The sequence below is a fragment of the Mucilaginibacter sp. genome (assembly GCF_035492695.1).
Taxonomy (GTDB): Bacteria; Bacteroidota; Bacteroidia; order Sphingobacteriales; family Sphingobacteriaceae; genus Mucilaginibacter.
The window spans coordinates 175,874-195,991 of the sequence record NZ_DATJJC010000022.1; the positions used below are offsets into that span (position 1 = coordinate 175,874).

The window sequence follows — 20,118 nt, forward strand, 5'->3', positions numbered from 1 at the left end:
CGCTACTTTTGCAGCAAATTTTAGCCAGTTAAATTTTTCATTCATCAGGCTTGCAAACAACGTCATTAAAACGCTATGAAAATTACTAACCATACCAACGGAATACCCATTTCGCCAAACCTGGATCAACTGCCCGACAGCAATCAAGATACGAAGAAGAGCTTTATTCTTAAAAAGCGGCTCATAAGCATTTCATTTCTATGTATTGCTGTCGCCGTTGCTATCAGCCTGATTGCAAAATTTTTGGTATCACTTATCAACGCGGTTACCAACCTGGCTTTCTACGGAACTTTTTCTTTAAAATTTCACAGTCCTGCATCCAACCACCTTGGGCTTTGGGTTATCCTGATCCCTGCCATCGGCGGTGTCGTCGTGGGCATAATGGCATTGTATGGTTCCAAGGCTATCCGCGGTCACGGCATACCCGAAGCAATGGAGCAGATACTGGTCAATCAAAGCAGGATAAAACCGGCCATTACTTTCCTTAAGCCGGTATCTTCGGCCATAGCTATAGGTACGGGTGGCCCGTTTGGGGCAGAAGGGCCCATTATTGCTACCGGTGGTGCCCTGGGTTCAACTTTAGGGCAATTATTTAAGATAACCTCGAACGAGCGCAAGATCATCCTGGCGGCCGGGGCCACAGCTGGCATGGCCGCTATTTTCGGCACCCCCATCGCTGCGGTTTTCCTGGCTGTCGAATTGTTACTTTTTGAATTTTCCCCTAAAGCTATTTTGCCTGTTGCGCTTGCCTGTATCACCGGTGCCGCCGGGCATCATCTTTTGTTCGACCCGGGCCCGGTATTTCCAATGCCCAACGTTGCCACCCCTTCAAATGTCGCGCTGGCCATTTACAGCCTGATGGGCGTCGTTGTAGGTTTCCTCGCTATGGCCCTTACCAAAATCGTTTACTGGATAGAGGACATTTTCGAAAAACTACCCATTCATTGGATGTGGTGGCCCGCGCTGGGCGGCCTGGCCGTCGGCCTCGTAGGTTATTTTGCACCCCACACTTTGGGTGTTGGGTATGATAACATAACCTCGCTGCTTGCCGGTAACCTGCCTTTATACCTGGTGCTGAATTTATGTTTTCTAAAGTTTCTTTCCTGGGCCATCGCCCTCGGCAGCGGTACATCCGGAGGAACGCTGGCCCCGTTGCTCACTATCGGTGGTGCAACAGGTGCTATCATGGGTATCCTGGTCAATAATTTATTCCCGGGTGCAGGTATCAGCATACCTATGGCAACGCTGATCGGTATGTCGTCCATGTTTGCCGGTGCTTCCAGGGCCTACCTTACCAGTATCACGTTTGCGCTGGAGGCTACCATGCAATCGCATGCCTTGCTGCCGTTATTGGGTGCTTGTACAGCAGCGTATCTTATCTCGTTTTTCCTGATGGAAAACACCATCATGACCGAGAAGATCGCCAGGCGCGGCGTATTCACCCCGGATTCGTACGAGCCTGACCTGCTGCAAAAAATTACAGTGGCGCAGGTAATGACGGAAAGCGATGTGGTAATAAGCGCCGAAAACACCATAACAGAGGTGAAAGATTGGCTGCGCGAAAACAAGGGGCACGATGATCACTATATCACCGTTGGCAAAGACGGGTCCTATGCAGGTATGCTCAAATTATCGGCGTTATATACACCTGATAACGAAAACAGCGATTCGCTGAGATCGGTGATAGCCCACGTCAGCATATTTTTGAAAAACGATGATACTTTGCGAATGGCTGTTGAAACAATGGCGAAACATAACACGGACGCCTTACCGGTAGTTTCATCCAATGGCAGCAAGATCATTGGCATACTAACTTACCAGGGAATTTTGACGGCGTATAAACAACATCTTGAAGAAAACGAAACAGCCAATACACAGATCTCGCTTAAGCGGGGGCGCATGAAGCTGCTGATTAAAGGCCGCAAGCTTATTCATGTGGGCAATGTACCCAAATAGGTTTAACTGAGCCGTTTCCAGGTAAGTGTGCGGGTAATCGGTTCGCCGTCGGGCCTGGTGGTTTCCAGTTGGATAACGAGTTTATCCCCTTCCGCACGCATATCGCGCGAAACGGTAATCCCGATATTGGATGATTTGATGGAACCGACAAGTGTATGCGCCACTTTGCCGGTTTGTTCATCTACCTCATAGGTTCCGAAGTAGGCATCATACCCACCTACGGCGCTGGTATTATTTCGGCCTGAATAAAACACTTGCTCACCGGCATCTTCGGTCCGGTCGCGTTTCATAAACTGTGCGGCAAAATGGGTACCGGAGTAAGATAATATTCCAAACGGGTCGGCGCCTAACGTAGGGTCGATCCGTTTTTGCCCTTCTTTGGTCCAGTCCTCACGGGTCAATAACCACCAAATACCACGAATGTCAGCGGTTAAACTGCCGGAGGGAGCAGCAAGTATAGGAGAACTCATGATTTAACTTTCCGATCCAAAAATTCCATACCAAGTTAGGAACAATAAAAATGTATTCAAACAATACCATACCGATTGATTTTATGAATAAATATGTATACTTGTTAATTATACAGTTATTATTATGAAAGCTAAACTCCTCTTGTTTTTCGTGTCAACCGGCTTCAGCCTGGGGGCATTTGCGCAGAAAACTGCCAGCGTTGAGATCAGCAACGACTCTAAACTGACCATCAGCCGCTTTATTTACGGTCAATTTGCCGAACACCTTGGACACGGGGTCTATGGTGGTTTTTGGGTAGATAAGAATTTACCTGTCGAAAAGCAGGACCGGATAAGGATGGATGTGGTGAATGCCCTAAAAAAAATTAAAATACCCGACCTGCGCTGGCCGGGCGGATGCTTTGCCGATGAATATCATTGGCGCGACGGCATTGGCCCACGCGACAAACGGCCCAAAATGGTGAATACCAACTGGGGTAACGTAACCGACGACAATAGCTTCGGCACGCATGAGTTTTTAAAACTTTGCGAATTGATCGGCTGCGAACCGTACATCGCCGGCAACGTAGGCAGCGGTACTGTGGAGGAGATGGCCAAATGGGTTGAATATCTCAACCTTGACGGGGAAAGCACCATGGCGCAACTAAGGGCACAAAACGGTCACCCTGCACCATATAAGGTTACCTTTTGGGGTGTTGGGAACGAGAGCTGGGGCTGCGGCGGCAATATGACGCCCGAGTTTTATGCCAACCAGTACAAGCGCTACGCAGTTTATGCACGCAATTACCCGGGAGCACAGCTTAAGAAGATAGCCAGCGGGCCAAACGCCGACGATTACAACTGGACGGAAGTGATGATGAAAAATGTAGGCCAGGATATGTGGGGCCTCTCACTGCACTATTACACCGTACCCACCGGCAACTGGGGGCATAAAGGATCGGCGACAAAATTTGATGAAAAGGAATACTTCGGCACCATGGTAAACTGCTTAAAAATGGAGGAACTGGTAAACAAACATTCAGCCATTATGGATAAGTATGACCCTGACAAACATGTGGCATTGGTTGTCGATGAATGGGGTATCTGGACCGATGTGGAGCCGGGGACAAATCCGGGTTTCTTATACCAGCAAAATAGCCTTAGAGACGCTTTGCTGGCCGCCACCACCCTCAACATATTTAACAATCATTGCGACCGTGTTAAAATGGCCAACCTGGCGCAAACGGTAAATGTGCTGCAATCGCTTATCCTGACAGACAAGGACAAAATGCTGCTGACACCCACTTATCATATTTTCGACCTGTATAAAGTTCACCAGGATGCTAAGTACCTGCCGGTAAAACTCAATTCGCCCGATTACGAGTTCGACGGCAAAAAGATACCTGCGGTAAGCATCACCGCCTCGCAGGATGCGGCCGGGAAGATACACGTATCGTTGGTCAATCTCGACCCACATAACACCATCACCGTTTCATCCGAATTAAATGGCTTGCAATGGAACAAGGTAAGCGGGCAAATACTAACATCAGAAAACCTGACCGATATCAACACTTTTCAGCATCCAGGCAAGGTAAGCCTGAAGGCATTTAATGGCGCAAAAAAGGATGGAGAAAAGTTAGTTGTCGACCTGCCGGCCAAGTCGGTTGTGACGCTGGAGTTAAATTGAACCCTGCAAAAGGTTGTAATTAAGAAAATAGTTTATATTAGTCAATTGTTGTTTGATAATTCAAACTATATAATTTATAATTGTCAAACCAACATATATAAACCTAAAACAACAACATGCATACATTATCAAATGGCGACTGGACCGTATTCGTCATATACTTTATCATTGTGGCCTCTTACGGCTATTGGGTATACCGGCGTAAGCACAATTTAGATGTCAGCTCGCAGGGCTATTTTTTGGCGCAGGGTACGCTTACCTGGTGGGCCATTGGCGCATCGCTGATCGCCTCAAACATTTCCGCCGAACAAATGGTGGGTATGAGTGGTTCGGGTTTTTCTATGGGTTTGGCCATATCCTGTTATGAGTGGATGGCGGCAGCAACATTAGTCATCGTGGCGGTGTTCTTTATCCCCGTTTATCTTAAAAATAAGATATTCACCATGCCGCAGTTCCTTAACCAGCGGTACAACGGCAACGTGGCGATGATCATGGCAATTTTTTGGCTCTTGCTGTACATTATAGTAAACCTTACCTCCATCCTGTACCTCGGTGCGATTGCCGTTCACGGCATTTCGGGCATCAGCATGACAACCTGTGTTATATTCCTTGCTATTTTTGCTGTAATTATCACACTGGGCGGCATGAAGGTAATTGGTTATACCGACGTTATCCAGGTGTTTTTCCTGATACTCGGCGGCCTGGTAACAACCTACATTGCGGTTAATGAAGTGGCCAAACACTTTGGAAGCCCAGGCTTCCTGAATGGCTTAAGCCTCATGAAGTCTCATGCAGAGGACCATTTTCAAATGATATTTCATAAGGACAATCAGCATTATTCCGACCTGCCGGGCTTAAGTGTATTGATCGGCGGCTTGTGGATCACCAACCTTAACTATTGGGGATGTAACCAGTATATAACGCAGCGTGCATTGGGGGCCGATCTTAAAACAGCCCGTACCGGTATCTTATTTGCCGCTTTCTTAAAGTTATTGATGCCTGTGATTGTGGTATTGCCGGGTATTGCAGCATTTATCCTGTACAAACAAAATGTATTTCATTCGCAAATGATGGTCAATGGCGAGTTGAATCCGGATAATGCTTATCCTTCATTGCTCAACCTTTTACCACCGTGGTTCAAAGGGCTTTCGTTTGCGGCCCTGACTGCTGCCGTGGTTGCGTCACTTGCTGGAAAAGTAAATAGTATAGCAACCATTTTTACAATGGATATCTATAAAAAGGCAATTAAAAAGGACGCGACGGATAAACAAATGGTAACGATAGGCAAAATCGCCGTAGTCGTGGCAATGATATTGGGTTGTGTTATTGCGCCATTTATGGGTATCGATAAAAAAGGCGGATTTCAGTTCATACAGGAATACACTGGTTTTGTTTCGCCCGGGATATTTGCGATGTTCCTGCTTGGTTTTTTCTGGAAAAAGACCACTTCCAGCGCAGCTATGTTCGCAACCATTGGGGGTTTTATCATGTCGGTGATATTGAAGGTGCTTCCAAAATTCGTTAACCTGGCGTTTCTGAAAGGCGTTGGTTTCTCAGCCCTCGTATTGCAATCCGATGGGACGACAAAATTATATGAAATACCATTCCTCGACCGGATGGCCATTGTATTTGTTGTTTGTGTTATCGGTATGTATTTCATTTCGATAAAAGAGAACCCTAAGGGCGACAAAACACACGCACTTGAGGTGGATACAAGCATGTTCAAGGTATCAAATGGTTTTGCCGTAGGGGCATTGATCATTGGCGGCATTTTGACTGCCCTTTATACCATGTTCTGGTAAGCACTTTAATCGATCAATTCTATATGCGGCGCCCCGGTTTTCCTGGGCGCTTTTTTTTTCGGCTAAAGCCCATTGACTGGCTTTTACTATTCCGTTGGTTGAAACCAACGGCAATGGATTTTTTGTTGCGGATAGTTGGATGTCATCCATTTTTTACACTCAAGCAGGTGTCTAATTCATTGCCGTCCCATTTATGGGGCGGGTATAATGGAAAGATTTGTGGCTTTAGCCGAACCCATCGCCACAGTTCAAATCATTTTGTCTTATATTAGGCCGTTCATTTACAAACCATCTATCCTCCTATGTTTAGTAACCTCGAACAAACTTTTCGCTGGTACGGCCCGTCCGACCCGGTTACGCTCCGATCCATTTGCCAGGCCGGGGCAACTGGCGTTGTTACGGCTTTGCACCATATACCCAGCGGCGAGGTTTGGAGTACGGAAGAAATAGAAAAGCGAAAAAATATTATCCAGGCAGCCGGATTGAGGTGGTCGGTTGTAGAGAGCGTAAACATACACGAAAGCATCAAAACCGCAAGCCCTGACCGTGAAAAGTATGCAGAGAATTACATCGCTACCTTAAAGAATTTAGCGCAAGCCGGTATCAAAACCGTCTGCTATAATTTTATGCCCGTGCTGGATTGGACGCGGACCGATATTGATTTTCGCCTGCCTAACGGGGCGTCCGCTTTGCGCTTTCATGCACCCGCAATGGCTGCATTCGACCTGTATATTTTAGAACGGGAAGGCGCTTACCAGGAATTCAGCCGCCGGCAGCAGGACGATGCCAAAGAATACTTTGACAGCCTGGGCGCTGAAGAAAAACAGCAACTAACAAAAAATGTAATGGCCGGCTTGCCCGGTACGAAAGACGTACTGACCGTCGATCAATTCAAAGGTCACCTCGAAAAATATAAGGGTATTAACGCTGCGCAGCTTAAACAAAATTTAGCCTGGTTCCTCAAAACCATCATCCCCGAAGCAGAAAAGCTGGGCGTAAAAATGTGTATCCACCCGGACGATCCGCCGTTCCCGATATTGGGCCTGCCCAGGGTGGTTTCGAAAGAAGAGGATTTGCTGGATGTGATAAACGCCTGCCCGTCGCCATCAAACGGCCTGACATTTTGTACTGGTTCGCTGGGCGCACGCGAAGACAACGACCTGCCGGCAATGATAGACAGACTAGGAACACATATCCATTTCCTGCACTTGCGGAATGTAAAACGGGAAGCCGACGGCAGTTTTTACGAGGATAACCATTTGGAAGGAAGCTCGGATATGTATGCGATCATGAAGAGCGTAGTTAAAGAGCAAAGGCGCAGGGAAGAAAACGGAAGGACGGACATTGCCATCCCGATGCGGCCCGATCACGGGCATAAATTGCTGGATGATTTTAAGTACGATACTTTTCCGGGTTATTCGGCTATTGGCAGGTTAAAAGGCCTGGCCGAATTGCGGGGTTTGGAAATGGGCATCAAGAACACCTTATACCATTAAGATGAAGGCATTTTTGGATGATGATTTTTTATTGAACGGCAAAACGGCGCAGCGCCTGTATCGCGACTATGCCGCCAATATGCCCATCATCGATTACCATTGCCACCTGCCGCCCGATGAGATAGCGGCGGACATCAACTTCCATAATTTAACCCATGCCTGGCTTTACGGCGACCATTACAAATGGCGGGCCATGCGGGCCAACGGCGTTAACGAATATTACATAACCGGCAAAGCAAGCGACGAAGAAAAGTTTTTAAAATGGGCCGAAACGGTGCCCTATACCCTGCGCAACCCGCTTTATCATTGGACACACCTTGAACTTCGCCGGTATTTTGGGGTGGATAAATTATTATCGCCGGATACCGCTAAAGATATTTATGACGAGTGCTCATCTAAACTGAGATCGCCGGATTATACGGTAAAAAACCTGCTCACCAAAATGAAGGTGGAAGTGGTTTGTACCACCGACGACCCGCTGGATAACCTGGCGCATCATCAAAAAATAAAACAGGATAACTACACAGTAAAAGTATTGCCAGCCTATCGCCCCGATAAAGCGATGAACCCGGATGATACTTTTATACTGAATGAGTATATTAACAAACTGGAAAGTATTTCGGGCGTCGAAATACAGGATTTCGGGATCTACCTGGATGCCTTAAAAGTCAGGCACAATCACTTCGCCGCCAACGGCTGCAAGCTGTCCGACCATGGGCTGGAACAGATATATGCAGAAGATTATACCGACGCCGAGATTGGGGCTATCTTCAAAAAAATAAGGCACAATTATACACTAATGCCGTTGGAGATATTAAAATTTAAATCGGCTATGCTGTATAACTTTGCCTTATGGGATCATGAAAAGGGTTGGGTGCAGCAGTTCCATTTGGGTGCGCTCCGCAATAACAACACACGGGCGCTAAGCACCCTTGGTCCGGATACCGGCTGGGATTCCATCGGCGACTTTAGCCAGGCGCGTTCGCTATCCAAATTCCTGAACAAGCTGGATACCACCAACCAACTTGCGAAGACTATCATCTATAACCTTAACCCGGCGGATAACGAAATGATAGCTGCCATGATCGGCAATTTTAACGACGGTTCGGTTGCCGGCAAGGTGCAATTCGGTTCGGCATGGTGGTTCTTGGATCAGAAGGACGGCATGACCAAACAGTTGAATGCCCTGTCGAATATGGGATTGCTATGCCGTATGGTAGGCATGCTGACGGATTCGCGCAGCTTCCTGTCGTTCCCGCGGCACGAGTATTTCAGGCGGCTGCTTTGCAACTTGTTTGGCGAGGATATTGATAACGGCGAACTGCCCGGCGATATAGCCTGGACAGGTAAGATCATACAGGATATTTGTTATTATAATGCTAAAAACTATTTCGATTTTTAAATGATGAACGATCCTTTAAAAATGAATACAAAGGGTAAGGTACTCACCTTTGGTGAATTGCTTTTGCGCATCTCGCCTGATGAGGAAGGCCAGTGGCTAAAGGATAACCAGCTTCCGTTTTTTATAGCAGGGGCCGAGTTGAACGCAGCTACCGCCCTGGCTTTATGGGATGTGCCGACCAAATATGTAACCGCCTTGCCGGATAACGGTATGGCGAAACAGATCGTCGGGTTTGTGGAGCAGCAGGGTATCGAAATGTCGGTAAATTATCATGGTCGTCGGATCGGCTTGTATTTCCTAACCAAAGGAAAGGACCTGAAAAACGATGCCCTGATATATGACCGCGCTTATTCGGCTTTTTCCGAATTAAAACCAGGAATGATAGATTGGGAAAAGGAATTTGAGGGCGTAAGCTGGTTTGATTTCAGCGCGATATGCCCTGCCATCAGCCATAATATTGCCGATGTATGCGAGGAGGCTTTAAGAGTTGCTTCGCAAAAAAATATAACGATATCTGTCGACCTGAACTACCGCTCCAAGCTTTGGAAATATGGTAAGGAACCGAATGAAGTAATGCCCCGCCTGGTTCAATACTGCGACCTGGTGATGGGTAACGTTTGGGCGGCCGAAGCCATGCTGGGTATTCCCGTAACGCCGGATATTCACGAATCGGGCCAGCGGAGCATTTACCTGAAGGAGGCGCTGAAAACATCCGAAGAGATCATCAAACAATACCCAAAGTGTAAAGCGGTAGCCAATACGTTCCGGTTTGACAGCGAAGGCGAGATAGATTATTATGCGGCCCTTTATACCGGCGGCGAATTTTACAATTCGAACGAATACAGTGCATCGCACATCATCAATAAAGTTGGCAGCGGCGATTGCTTTATGGCAGGCCTCATTTATGGTTTTTACCACAATTGGGACCCCGGGCAAACGCTCGAATACGCAACCGCGGCGGCGTTTGAGAAGCTATTTATAGAAAGCGATGTCACCAACAGATCAGTTCACGAAATTTTAACCAGGGCAAATGAAGCATAAACAAGCAGTACTCGACAGCATTATTAAACAGGGCATGCTGCCTTTGTTCTTTTATGAAGACCCGGAAGTGAGCCTGCAAATAGTGCGCACATTGTACAAAGCCGGTGTGCGGGTAATGGAGTACACCAACCGCGCGAAGGAAGCCTTTGAAAATTTCAAAATGCTTAAGACGGCAGTCGATAAGGAGATGCCCGATTTTTACTTCGGCGTTGGAACTATTAAGACCAAAGACGACGCCATAAAATTTACTGATGCCGGTACCGATTTTATAGTGGCGCCAACCATCAACCCCGAAGTTGGAGAAATAGCCAACCAGCACGGCGGTTTGTGGATCCCCGGCTGTATGACGCCTACCGAAATTCATACGGCGCAGGAACACGGCGCGGCACTCATCAAAATATTTCCGGCGAATGTACTTGGGCCGGGCTTTGTATCGGCAGTGACGGATGTTTTCCGGGGTCAATTATTTATGCCGACCGGTGGCGTTGAGCTGAATAAAGAAAATATCAGCGGCTGGTTCAAAGCGGGTGTTTGTGCGGTGGGTATGGGCAGCAAACTCATCACTAAGCAGATATTGCAAAATAAATTATACGATCAGTTATATGCAGATACCGTAACAGCATTGGAACTGGTTCAATCATCAAAGCAACCATGAATGAAAAATCCGGAAACTACCGATGGGTCATCTGCGCGCTGATTTTCTTTGCCACAACCATCAATTATTTGGACAGGGCGGTGATCAGCCTGCTTAAGTCGGACCTGACCAAAGATTTTCATTGGAACGACGGGGACTACGCCAATATCGAGATCGCTTTTAAAGTAGCGTACTCCATAGGGCTTTTATTTGCGGGTCGGCTGATAGACAGGCTGGGCACAAAAATGGGTTATTTTTTCTCCACCCTTTTATGGAGTTTTTCGGCAGTTTTTCACGCCCTGGCCAATAGTACATTCGGCTTCGGCGTAGTGCGTTTCGCGTTAGGTTTAAGCGAGGCCGGTAATTTCCCGGCTGCCATCAAAACCGTTGCCGAATGGTTCCCCAAAAAGGACCGGGCGCTGGCAACCGGAATATTCAATACCGGTGCAGGCGTTGGCGCTATAGTTGCTCCGCTTACCGTACCCTTTATAGCAGTGGCCTGGGGCTGGCGCTGGGCTTTTATTATCACCGGCTCCATCGGGTTTATCTGGTTGATATTCTGGTTATGGCTTTATGAGATCCCGGCTCGTCAAAAGCGCGTCTCTAAGATCGAATTGGATTATATCCATAGTGATGCAGACGAAAAAGACAAGATTGCCGAACCGGGTGAAAGGATATCATGGGCAAAACTCCTTAGCTATAAGCAAACCTGGGCGTTCTCTATCGGCAAATTCCTTACCGACCCTATTTGGTGGTTCTATCTCTTCTGGCTGCCCGACTTTTTGGAAAGCCAATACGGCCTGAAAATGACGGGGGTAGCCATGCCTGTCGCATTAGTTTACCTTATGGCGACGGTTGGCAGCATTTACGGCGGTTACCTTCCCAAAAGCCTCATCGAGAAAAGCTGGCCGGTATTCAAAGCCCGCAAAACGTCCATGCTCATTTACGCATTTGCGGTGGTGCCCATTGTTTTCGCACAAATACTTGGCGGTATCAACATGTGGCTGGCGGTTATCATTATCGGCTTGGCAGCATCTGCCCACCAGGCCTGGAGCGCCAATATCTTTACAACCGTATCGGATATGTTCCCTAAGCGGGCTGTTGGCTCAGTAACCGGTATTGGCGGAATGTTCGGTTCGGTGGGTAGTGTATTCCTGTCGCTTTTTGTGCAGAAGAACATGTTTGTGCATTACCGCGCCATACATCATATTGAGATAGCCTACTATATCATGTTCTTTGTATGCGGCGCCTCTTATTTACTGGCTTGGTGTATTATGCACTTTTTGGTACCGAAAATGAAAGGTGTAGATCTGTAAACTCATAACGAATGTGTCCGATAAATATGAATAAAAATATTTGGTTCGCATTAGTGAGAGTGGAAACCGTGAATGGCAATACTGATTTAGGAGACGCCGGAGGAGCATATGTTAATGTCGCATATTCGGCGTTAAGTAAAGATGATTTTCTGATTGTAGTAACGGAATCCTTTGAGTCCTTCGACTTTAAAGTCATTGAGGTAGAGTATATCGAAAGAGAAGATAACTTATTAATACGTAACCGGGACAATGCTGAAAAACTAAAGCTCCTTAAACGAATATTAGATGGTGATGAGTTTGCATGGGGTACGTTTCACACCTACCCGCCCAAATAGTACCACAAAAGTTTTGATGAGGTGCCATGGAAGCATTAGTACCAAAAATGAAGTCTGTGTCGGTACTTGACAGAGAATTATTCTTCCACCACACAAATCGGCGTATGCTTCACCGGGAAATTAACTGAATTGGCGATAAAGCAAAGCTCGCCGGCCTTGTGATGCAGTTCGTTGGCTTTGGCAATCATGGAGGCATCCCTAACCGTAACTACAGGGTTCAGCGTCACCTCGGTAAAATGCCCTCCGCCATCTGCTGTTTCGGCCATAGTGCCGGTGGCATGGTCAACATAACCGGTTACTATCACGCCGTTCATCACACAAACATGCAGGTAGGATAACATGTGGCAGGTAGATAGCGCCGATACCAAAAATTCCTCGGGGTTATACCTCGTTTTATCGCCCCTGAATGCAGGGTCGGATGAGCCGGGAATCTCAATTTTATTTTCGGCCCTGATGATGTGGTTTCGGTCGTAGGCACGGTAGTCGCTGGTGCCTGTGCCCTTGTTGCCGGTCCAGGTTATGGTTAAATTATAGGTATGTGATCTTTCCATTTGCAATTGTAGCGATATTTTGACTTACTTAGTTCAGCATCAGCTGATGAATCACCCTTATGGGGTGACATTTTTATTCATTAAATAAGCGTAATTTGATATTGGATTTAAAAAAGCGGGCTGTAAACCAATACATGTTAAAAATATTGAGGGGAAATTGTTACCGGGGTAAAGCGTCAGGTCTCCTGCGCCTGTCTTGCCTGATCGCTTTTATCCTGGCGAACACGGTTTGCTATGCCCAAAAATACACCTTCACCCATTATGATATACAGGACGGGTTGATCCAGTCGCAGGTGAACGATCTTACGCTCGACCAGCAGCACCGGCTTTGGATAGCCACGCTTGGCGGCGCCTGCCGCTTTGATGGTAAGGAGTTCGTATCTTTTTCACGGCAAAACGGTATGCCCACCAATTTTGTGAATGTTGTTCTGTCCGATAAGAATAACGATGTCTGGTTCGGTACGCAAAGTGGCCTCGTTAGAATGACCGGCAGAAAGATGACCGTCATCAAACTGCCAGCCAACCAGGAAAACAAACGTGTCAGGAATATTGTGCAGGACGGTAACGGGAAAGTTTGGGCCATTATCGGCGGCCGCCTGTTCAGCATGGCGGGTGACAAGGCCCAGCAACATTGGGTGCAGGATACCATCAAAAGGTTATTGACCACTATCGCAATTGATAAAACGGGGCGATTGTATGCCTCCGTTTACCGCAAAGGGCTTTACCTGCTCGATGGCGGCAAGTGGACCAACATCGCCGACTATCCGGCGGCCGACAAATCTTTTTATGTTTCTAAAATCGTATTTGACCGCACGATAGAACACAGGATATACCTGCAAACTTATACCGCGCTGTTTACAGTAGAGGATGGCGAACTAATGCCTTTTGAAAGCAAAGCGATATCATCCATTAAATCGTACCTGCTATGCTTAACCCAGGATGTCAATAATAATTTCTGGATCGGAACCAGCAGCGGGGTATACTCCCTGCAGGACCACCAACTGATACATTTCACCGCGCAGAACGGGTTATCAGACAATGCCGTTTCCGATATCTATAACGATGCCGACAACAACCTTTGGTTTGCAACGCAGGGCAATGGGCTTTATAAATATGAGGGCGACCGCTTTATTACTTTCGACAGGTCGCAGGGTATGCCTTTTAATGAAGTGGTAATGGGCATCGTTAAAGATAAAAAGGGCGACGTTCTGTTAGGCATCGACGGCGGCGGCTTGATGCGTTATGACGGTAAAAAATTATACCCGGTAGAACTGCCGGGTAAAGAACAGGCCCTGATGCGAATACAGGCGCTTTATTGTGATAGTAAGGGTACTTTATGGATAGGCACGCATGAAGGCCTTTGGACCTATGATAACAAAACCCTGAAAGAGATCAAAGAGGTTTCCAATTACGCCATCAACGGTATTGCCGAAGACAGCAGCGGCGTTATATGGGTAACTACGGCAGGTGGTTGTTTCTATTACCGGAACGGGCAATTATTTCATGTAGCCAATTATTACCGTTTTTCATCAGCTATCGCCACCCTCGGGCGCGATTCGGTGATGGTGGGCACTAACGATGGCATCGCGCTTATTGTAAATAAGGAAGTAGCAAAAAACTTTGCGGTGAACGAAGTGAAGACATCGGCCGTTTTCTGCATACTCAAATACCGCAATTATTTGGTGTTCGGTACAGACGATCGCGGCATATTTGCCTGGGACCGTGCCACCGGCAAGATGAAAAATTATGGTGTAAAGGATGGGCTTAATTCGAATACTATCTACAGCCTGGTGACTGATGAAAATGGCGTGATATGGGCCGGAACTGGTAGGGGTGTAAACAAATTGCTATTCGACAGGAAAAAGAACCGGTTCGCACTTACCGGCAATGGCAGCCCTAAATCCCTGATATTGGAATCGAACCAGAACGCAAGCTTATACACCGATCACAAAGTGTGGATCGGTACTACGAAGGGTGCGATTATTTATGACGTAAATTCAAAACAGGAACGGGTGGCGCCTCCCCACGTAATTATCCAGTCGGCCAGGATGGTACCCAAAGAGGGCGCTGCAAATGGGTGGCTAACCAGTGTTCTGCTGAAGGACGGCGCTATCCTGTCGCACAGCCAGAACCACCTGGCTATATGGTTCCGTGGTGTCGATCTGCGCGATCCCAACGGCATCTCGTATCGTTACAAATTAAAGGGACTTGACACCAACTATTCGACCCCGATAACAAACGACGTAGTGGATTATCCGTCGTTACCTGCCGGAAAATATACGTTCCAGGTAGTGGCCATTTCATCCGGCGGGATCCGCTCGGCAAATACCGCGAGCTTTTCGTTTACCATCACGCCGGCATTTTATCAAACTGTTTGGTTCAGGGTGGCGGGGATAGCGTTTTTTATCCTGATTGGTTTCATTATCCAAAACTACAGGCACCGGGTCAAAGTAAACCGGCAGCGTATGATAGAGGCCACCAAGCGCGAAGAAAGCCTCAAAATAAGGCAGCAAACAGCCGAGGACTTCCACGACGAATTGGGTAATAAACTCACCCGGATTACCGTGCTGTCCGAGATATTGGATACCAAAATGGATGTCAACCAGGCCGATCAGAAGAAACTGCTGGAGCAGATCAAGCAAAACGCCTCGTCACTTTATAATGGCACCAGGGATATCCTGTGGGCGCTTGACCCCAAAAGCGATAACCTTTACGAAATATTGAACCATATTAAAGATTTTGGCAGCGAGCTTTTCCTTGATACCGCTGTAGAGTTTGAGTTCACCGGCATTGATGAATCGCTGAACGAGGTAAAGCTGCCAATGGAGTACAGCCGCAATATCCCGATGATATTTAAGGAGCTGCTGAACAATATACTAAAACATGCGCACGCCACCCGTGTGATACTTAACCTGGATGATGTGCAAAAAGACGAGATGCACCTGACGCTTAAGGATAACGGCTGCGGTTTTTCGATGAACGGATCGCCAAAAGGGCAGGGCATCAATAATATCGTTACCCGCACCAGGCGGATCGGCGGCGAGATAAATATTTCATCAGAAAAGGGACATGGAACTTTGGTTGATCTGAAGATCAGGATAAATAATGCAATAACACATTAAAACCAGAAAGATAATGGGCAGGGATATCAGGATAGTAATTATTGAGGACGACGAGATCATTCGTGAAGGGTACGCTTTGCTGATCGGGCAGAGCGATGGCTATACCGTAGTGCGAAGCTATGCATCGTTTGATGACGCGGTGAAAACAATAGGCGATGATTCGCCGGACGTTATCCTGCTGGATATCGAACTTCCGGGCACAAACGGCATACAAGCCATCCCGAAGCTAAAAAAAATGCTGCCGCATGCGTATATCCTTATACTTACCGTATACGAATCTGAAAAGACAATATTCGATGCGCTCGCCAATGGTGCATCGGGATACCTGACAAAAAACACAGCTCCTTCAAAGATCGTCGAATCCATTCGCGAGGTAAAAGACGGCGGCGGCCCGATGAGCGTTAATATCGCCCGGATGGTCATCAAATCATTCCAGCGAAACCAGGAATCGCCGCTTTCAAAACGCGAAACGCAGATACTCGAGCAAATTGCTGATGGTAAAAGCCGCAGCCAGGTAGCAAAGGATCTGTTTATCGACCTGGAAACTGTGCGCAGCCATATCAAGAACATCTACCTGAAACTGGATGTAAACTCCAGGGCCGACGCCATAAAAACAGCTAAGGAAAATAAACTGATATAAAGAAAAACCATTTCAACCCATGATAAAACCTAATCACCTATTGAAAGCCGGGCTTTTGTTTGCCTTTGCCTTTTTTTCAGTTACCGCATTCGCGCAAAGCACTGCCCTTAAACAAAAATTGCAATCTAAACTCGACTCGCTTTGCATCGCCGGAAAATTCCCCGGGCTCAATGCCGGGATCGTTTTGCCCGATAATACCGTCATTGCTGTTGCGTCTGGCATGGCTGATTCGATCCGCCATATACCTTTGACTACCGACAGCTACATGATGCAGGGCAGCGTTGGAAAAACGTATGTGTCGGCTATTGCTATGCAGCTGATCAAAGAAGGGAAGTTTAGCCTGGACGATAAGGTATCCAAATACCTCGGCCATTATGAATGGTTCAAACGCTTGCCCAACGCGGATGACATCACCATCAAAATGCTGATGAACCATACCAGCGGTATCATGCGTTACGAATTTAAGGAGGCATTTACCAAAGACCTTACCGCCAACCCGGACAAAGTATGGAAACCGGAAGAGGAACTGGCCTATGTGTTTGATGAGAAAGCGCCGTTCAAAGCGGGTGAAGGCTGGGATTATGCCGATACCAATTATATCGTACTGGCTATGATAATGGAACAGGTGACCGGCAAAAAATATTATGATATGCTGCAGCAGCGCCTGTTGAAGCCTTTCCACCTGGCACAAACAAAGCCTTCGGATAAAAGAAAGTTGAAGGGCCTGGTACAGGGCTACGCCGGAAAGAACAATGATTTTGGCGGCCGGAGCGAAGTAATAGCTGACGATGGCGAATTTATTGTCAACCCGCAGTTTGAGTGGACCGGCGGCGGTATCTATTCTACCACCAAAGACCTCGCGAAGTGGGGGAAGCTGCTTTATGAGGGCAGAGCATTTGATCCGGCTATGCTGCCTGTTATGGAAGACGGCGTATTGGCAAAAATGCTGGGGCAAAACACCAAATACGGCCTTGGTGTCATCATCAGGCGATCCGCTAAATACGGAATAAGCTACGGTCATAGTGGCTTCTTCCCGGGGTACATGACCGAAATGTGTTATTTCCCGCAATACAAAATAGCTTTTGCAGTGCAAACCAACACCAGCGATTACCGCAACATGAAAGTCTCGGTTATGAAAGTGCTGATGGAACTGGCAAAGACCACATTTGAAGAGCAGCCGAAAGCCAATTAGGCCTCAAAATCACCCATTTAATTGATAAATCCCCCCAATGGGGTGATAATATGCTAAAGTCACCTTAGTAAATTGTGCTGAGCTTATTCATCACCCTGTTTAACATGGAATACATCAAGATACTCGATAGCCGCAACAAGATAACAAGTCACTATAATTGGAAGTCGTCGCCTGAAACCGCAACCAATTTAACTATGCGGTTTGTATTCGGCGGCAGCGAAATATGCAGTATAGGCAGGCGTCGCCTATCCCTGCAGCACGACTCATTTATTGTGCTGAATAAGGGTACCCAGTTTACTGCAAACAGTGAGACTGATACCTTTGTAAACGTGTTTTCCCTCAGTCTTGATGACGATTTTTTAAATGAATTTAACGATGTACTGGCGCCAAAAGATAAAATATTCGGTGGCAAATACGACGATGAAAATCTCTTGCAGTCAGAGTTAATAGAAACCATATATCCGTTAAAGCCCGAAATGAAGCATGCCATAGTGCTCTTGAAAGAATATTTGGACAATGGCGGTGATGATGAAGATATGCTGAATGAATATTTTTGCAAGTGCCTGCTTAACTATTTCAGGATATATAAGGAAGAGATACTTAACAAAGCCAGGAAACTTAATTTTTTGCACTACAGCACCAGGATTGAGATACTGAGGCGGCTTAACCTGGCAAAAGAATATCTTTACGCTAATTACAACCGCAACGTTAACCTGGATAGCCTGGCCGATCATGCCTGTTTATCGGTCAATCACTTGTTGCGCACCTTCAAACTGGCATATAACCAGTCGCCCCACCAGTTTCTGATACAACTGCGTCTGCAACGTGCGCAATTATTGCTCACTAAAACCGAATACCCCGTCTACGAGATCGTCAACATGGTTGGCTTTAAGTGCACCAGCTCGTTTATAAGGCTTTTCAGGACACGCTACAAAACCACTCCCCTCAAGTACCGCAACGTACTGGCTGCCTGAGCCAATTTCCTGTCAATTTTTACTTTAGCGGGATTGTCATATTCGGCAATGTTATTATATTTGCGCCCACGTTTGAAAGAACGGCCCGTTCGTCTAGGGGTTAGGACGCAAGATTTTCATTCTTGAAACAGGGGTTCGATTCCCCTACGGGCTACCAGAGGGGAAAAGTCACACTTAGTGTACTTTTCCCCTTTCTTTTTTGCCTGTAACTGCCTGTTAATCTGCATAATAATTGAAAGCGGCGCGTTGATATAAGGGGTTCGATGTCCCGTTCCATCAAAACATAGGTTTTTAGGGTATATCGAACCGATCAATTTGCGTTTTTCTGTAATTGGGGCGCGTTTGAATCGTCCTTGTATATCAGAAAACTTTACAATGACCATATCGAGCAAATTTTCAATGGTTTTCAAGCTATCTCCTTTATTCGGCAAATTGGACAGTTTACCTTCCAGCAACATTAATGCTTTATTACAATCCGCTTTAATAGCCTTAAAGTCATCTGCATCGATCTCCCCGCCAGCAATTTGCTTTCTCGCGTTTGACAACATCGTTTCCTGGCGTTCAATTTCAGCCAACAACGTTTTGCGTTCATCTAAATCATCCCTTCGATCAGACTGGTATACTTCCAATATCACACGCTTAAGCAAATCACCAGTAGCCGGGTTAATCTGAAAGTTAAGTAAATCGTTTTCAAAATAGTCGTTGACAGTAGAAGCCTTGAAACGACACTTGCACCCGTTCGTACAATGATAGTAATGAAAGTGTTTACCGTGGCGTCCTTTAGATGCGCTGCCGGTTAGCATTCTGTGACAATCAGGACACTCTAAAAAGCCCCTTAATGGCAACATTTCATTCGAAACGAACTTGACTACAGGTTTTTTCTTATTCCCGTTTAAAACGTCCTGAACTTCGTAAAAAAGACTTTCGGAGATTAGCGGTTCATGTAATCCCCTGACCAGTTGCATTTCTTCATCTTCATAGGGTGGTACGACAATAATGCCACAGTATATTGGGTTGCGTATGATCTTCCAGAAATTATTCCGTTCGCATTTAAACCCTTTATCGCAAGCCATTTTACGAACTTGTTCGCCGCTGTAATTTCCTGTAGATAGCTCTTTGAATATCCATTGCATAATTCCTGCCTCGGGTTGTTTAGGGGCAATGTACTTGCGGCCGTCAGGATAGGAAAGGTTCTGGTAACCTTTTGGTGCAGTTGATACGCAGCGTCCGGCTTTTCGTGCGCGGCGCATACCTGTCATGGTATTTAAGGCGCGTCTTGAATTTTCAGATTCGGGAACGGCTAAGTAAACTGCAAGCATTACAGTGCTTTCCGGTATCTTGAAATCAATCGGCTGGTCGATAGCCATTGCCTGAACATTGTGGCTGCGCAAAATTCCTATCATTTGGTAGGCATATTCGATATTGCGGCTGAACCTGTCCCATTTGATGAAAAGTACGTTGTCCTGGTCTTTTTTCTTCCTGTTTTTAAGGATATTCACAAGCTTTGTCCATTCAGGCCGG

16 protein-coding genes and 1 tRNA gene are annotated in these 20,118 nt (G+C 46.7%); 14 read left to right on the top strand and 3 right to left on the bottom strand.

All coding sequences use genetic code 11. The features are described from left to right. Nucleotides 1-75: 75 nt before the first annotated feature. Nucleotides 76-1,956 (top strand): chloride channel protein, encoded by a 1,881-nt coding sequence (locus tag VL525_RS14775; protein WP_325387804.1) that lies wholly within the window; start codon nucleotides 76-78, stop codon nucleotides 1,954-1,956. A gap of 2 nt (nucleotides 1,957-1,958) precedes the next feature. Here the strand turns inward: VL525_RS14775 and VL525_RS14780 are convergent, their stop codons facing one another. Then, entirely contained in the window at nucleotides 1,959-2,426 is a 468-nt protein-coding gene (locus VL525_RS14780) for a lipocalin-like domain-containing protein (RefSeq protein ID WP_325387805.1), read from the bottom strand. Between the two features lie 124 nt (nucleotides 2,427-2,550). Between VL525_RS14780 and VL525_RS14785 the strand changes: the two genes are divergently transcribed. The 8 genes from VL525_RS14785 to VL525_RS14820 all read left to right on the top strand — a co-directional run bounded on the left by VL525_RS14785 (nucleotide 2,551) and on the right by VL525_RS14820 (nucleotide 12,118). After that, nucleotides 2,551-4,092, top strand: coding sequence for an alpha-N-arabinofuranosidase (locus VL525_RS14785; RefSeq protein ID WP_325387806.1), 1,542 nt, complete (start codon nucleotides 2,551-2,553; stop codon nucleotides 4,090-4,092). A 116-nt stretch (nucleotides 4,093-4,208) separates the two neighbouring features. After that, complete coding sequence (locus VL525_RS14790; RefSeq protein ID WP_325387807.1) at nucleotides 4,209-5,894, top strand: sodium/sugar symporter; 1,686 nt, start codon at nucleotides 4,209-4,211, stop codon at nucleotides 5,892-5,894. Nucleotides 5,895-6,196: 302 nt separating this feature from the next. After that, on the top strand, nucleotides 6,197-7,390 hold the full coding sequence (gene uxuA / locus VL525_RS14795; protein WP_325387808.1) for a mannonate dehydratase: 1,194 nt from the start codon (nucleotides 6,197-6,199) through the stop codon (nucleotides 7,388-7,390). Nucleotide 7,391: 1 nt separating this feature from the next. Continuing rightward, complete coding sequence (gene uxaC, locus VL525_RS14800) at nucleotides 7,392-8,792, top strand: glucuronate isomerase (protein ID WP_325387809.1); 1,401 nt, start codon at nucleotides 7,392-7,394, stop codon at nucleotides 8,790-8,792. Continuing rightward, nucleotides 8,793-9,833, top strand: a complete 1,041-nt coding sequence (locus VL525_RS14805) for a sugar kinase (protein WP_325387810.1) — start codon at nucleotides 8,793-8,795, stop codon at nucleotides 9,831-9,833. Next, entirely contained in the window at nucleotides 9,823-10,488 is a 666-nt protein-coding gene (locus VL525_RS14810; protein WP_325387811.1) for a bifunctional 4-hydroxy-2-oxoglutarate aldolase/2-dehydro-3-deoxy-phosphogluconate aldolase, read from the top strand. The genes VL525_RS14805 and VL525_RS14810 overlap by 11 nt, the downstream gene beginning before the upstream one ends. Then, the gene (locus tag VL525_RS14815; RefSeq protein ID WP_325387812.1) at nucleotides 10,485-11,783 is read left to right on the top strand and encodes an MFS transporter; all 1,299 of its coding nucleotides are present in this window, start codon (nucleotides 10,485-10,487) and stop codon (nucleotides 11,781-11,783) included. Before VL525_RS14810 ends, VL525_RS14815 begins: the two co-directional genes overlap by 4 nt. Before the next feature lie 26 nt (nucleotides 11,784-11,809). Next, nucleotides 11,810-12,118, top strand: a complete 309-nt coding sequence (locus VL525_RS14820) for a hypothetical protein (RefSeq protein WP_325387813.1) — start codon at nucleotides 11,810-11,812, stop codon at nucleotides 12,116-12,118. Between the two features lie 77 nt (nucleotides 12,119-12,195). Here VL525_RS14820 and VL525_RS14825 read toward each other — a convergent pair whose 3' ends face one another. Continuing rightward, a complete protein-coding gene (locus tag VL525_RS14825) occupies nucleotides 12,196-12,669 on the bottom strand; it encodes an OsmC family protein (RefSeq protein WP_325387814.1) in 474 nt (157 codons plus the stop codon). Nucleotides 12,670-12,803: 134 nt separating this feature from the next. On the opposite strand from VL525_RS14825, the gene VL525_RS14830 reads away from it, so the two are divergent. From VL525_RS14830 to VL525_RS14850, 5 genes are all read left to right on the top strand, one after another. Continuing rightward, complete coding sequence (locus VL525_RS14830; protein WP_325387815.1) at nucleotides 12,804-15,791, top strand: ligand-binding sensor domain-containing protein; 2,988 nt, start codon at nucleotides 12,804-12,806, stop codon at nucleotides 15,789-15,791. Between the two features lie 13 nt (nucleotides 15,792-15,804). After that, nucleotides 15,805-16,431: a response regulator transcription factor gene (locus VL525_RS14835; RefSeq protein ID WP_325387816.1), complete on the top strand. Its 627-nt coding sequence runs from the start codon at nucleotides 15,805-15,807 to the stop codon at nucleotides 16,429-16,431. A gap of 19 nt (nucleotides 16,432-16,450) precedes the next feature. Beyond that, entirely contained in the window at nucleotides 16,451-17,623 is a 1,173-nt protein-coding gene (locus tag VL525_RS14840; RefSeq protein WP_325387817.1) for a serine hydrolase domain-containing protein, read from the top strand. 74 nt (nucleotides 17,624-17,697) lie between these two features. Then, on the top strand, nucleotides 17,698-18,597 hold the full coding sequence (locus VL525_RS14845) for an AraC family transcriptional regulator (RefSeq protein WP_325387818.1): 900 nt from the start codon (nucleotides 17,698-17,700) through the stop codon (nucleotides 18,595-18,597). An 82-nt stretch (nucleotides 18,598-18,679) separates the two neighbouring features. After that, a tRNA-Glu gene (locus tag VL525_RS14850) sits at nucleotides 18,680-18,754 on the top strand. Here VL525_RS14850 and VL525_RS22840 read toward each other — a convergent pair. Beyond that, on the bottom strand, nucleotides 18,714-20,118 hold a 1,405-nt coding region (locus VL525_RS22840), incomplete at its 5' end, for a recombinase family protein (protein WP_414684770.1). The genes VL525_RS14850 and VL525_RS22840 overlap by 41 nt on opposite strands.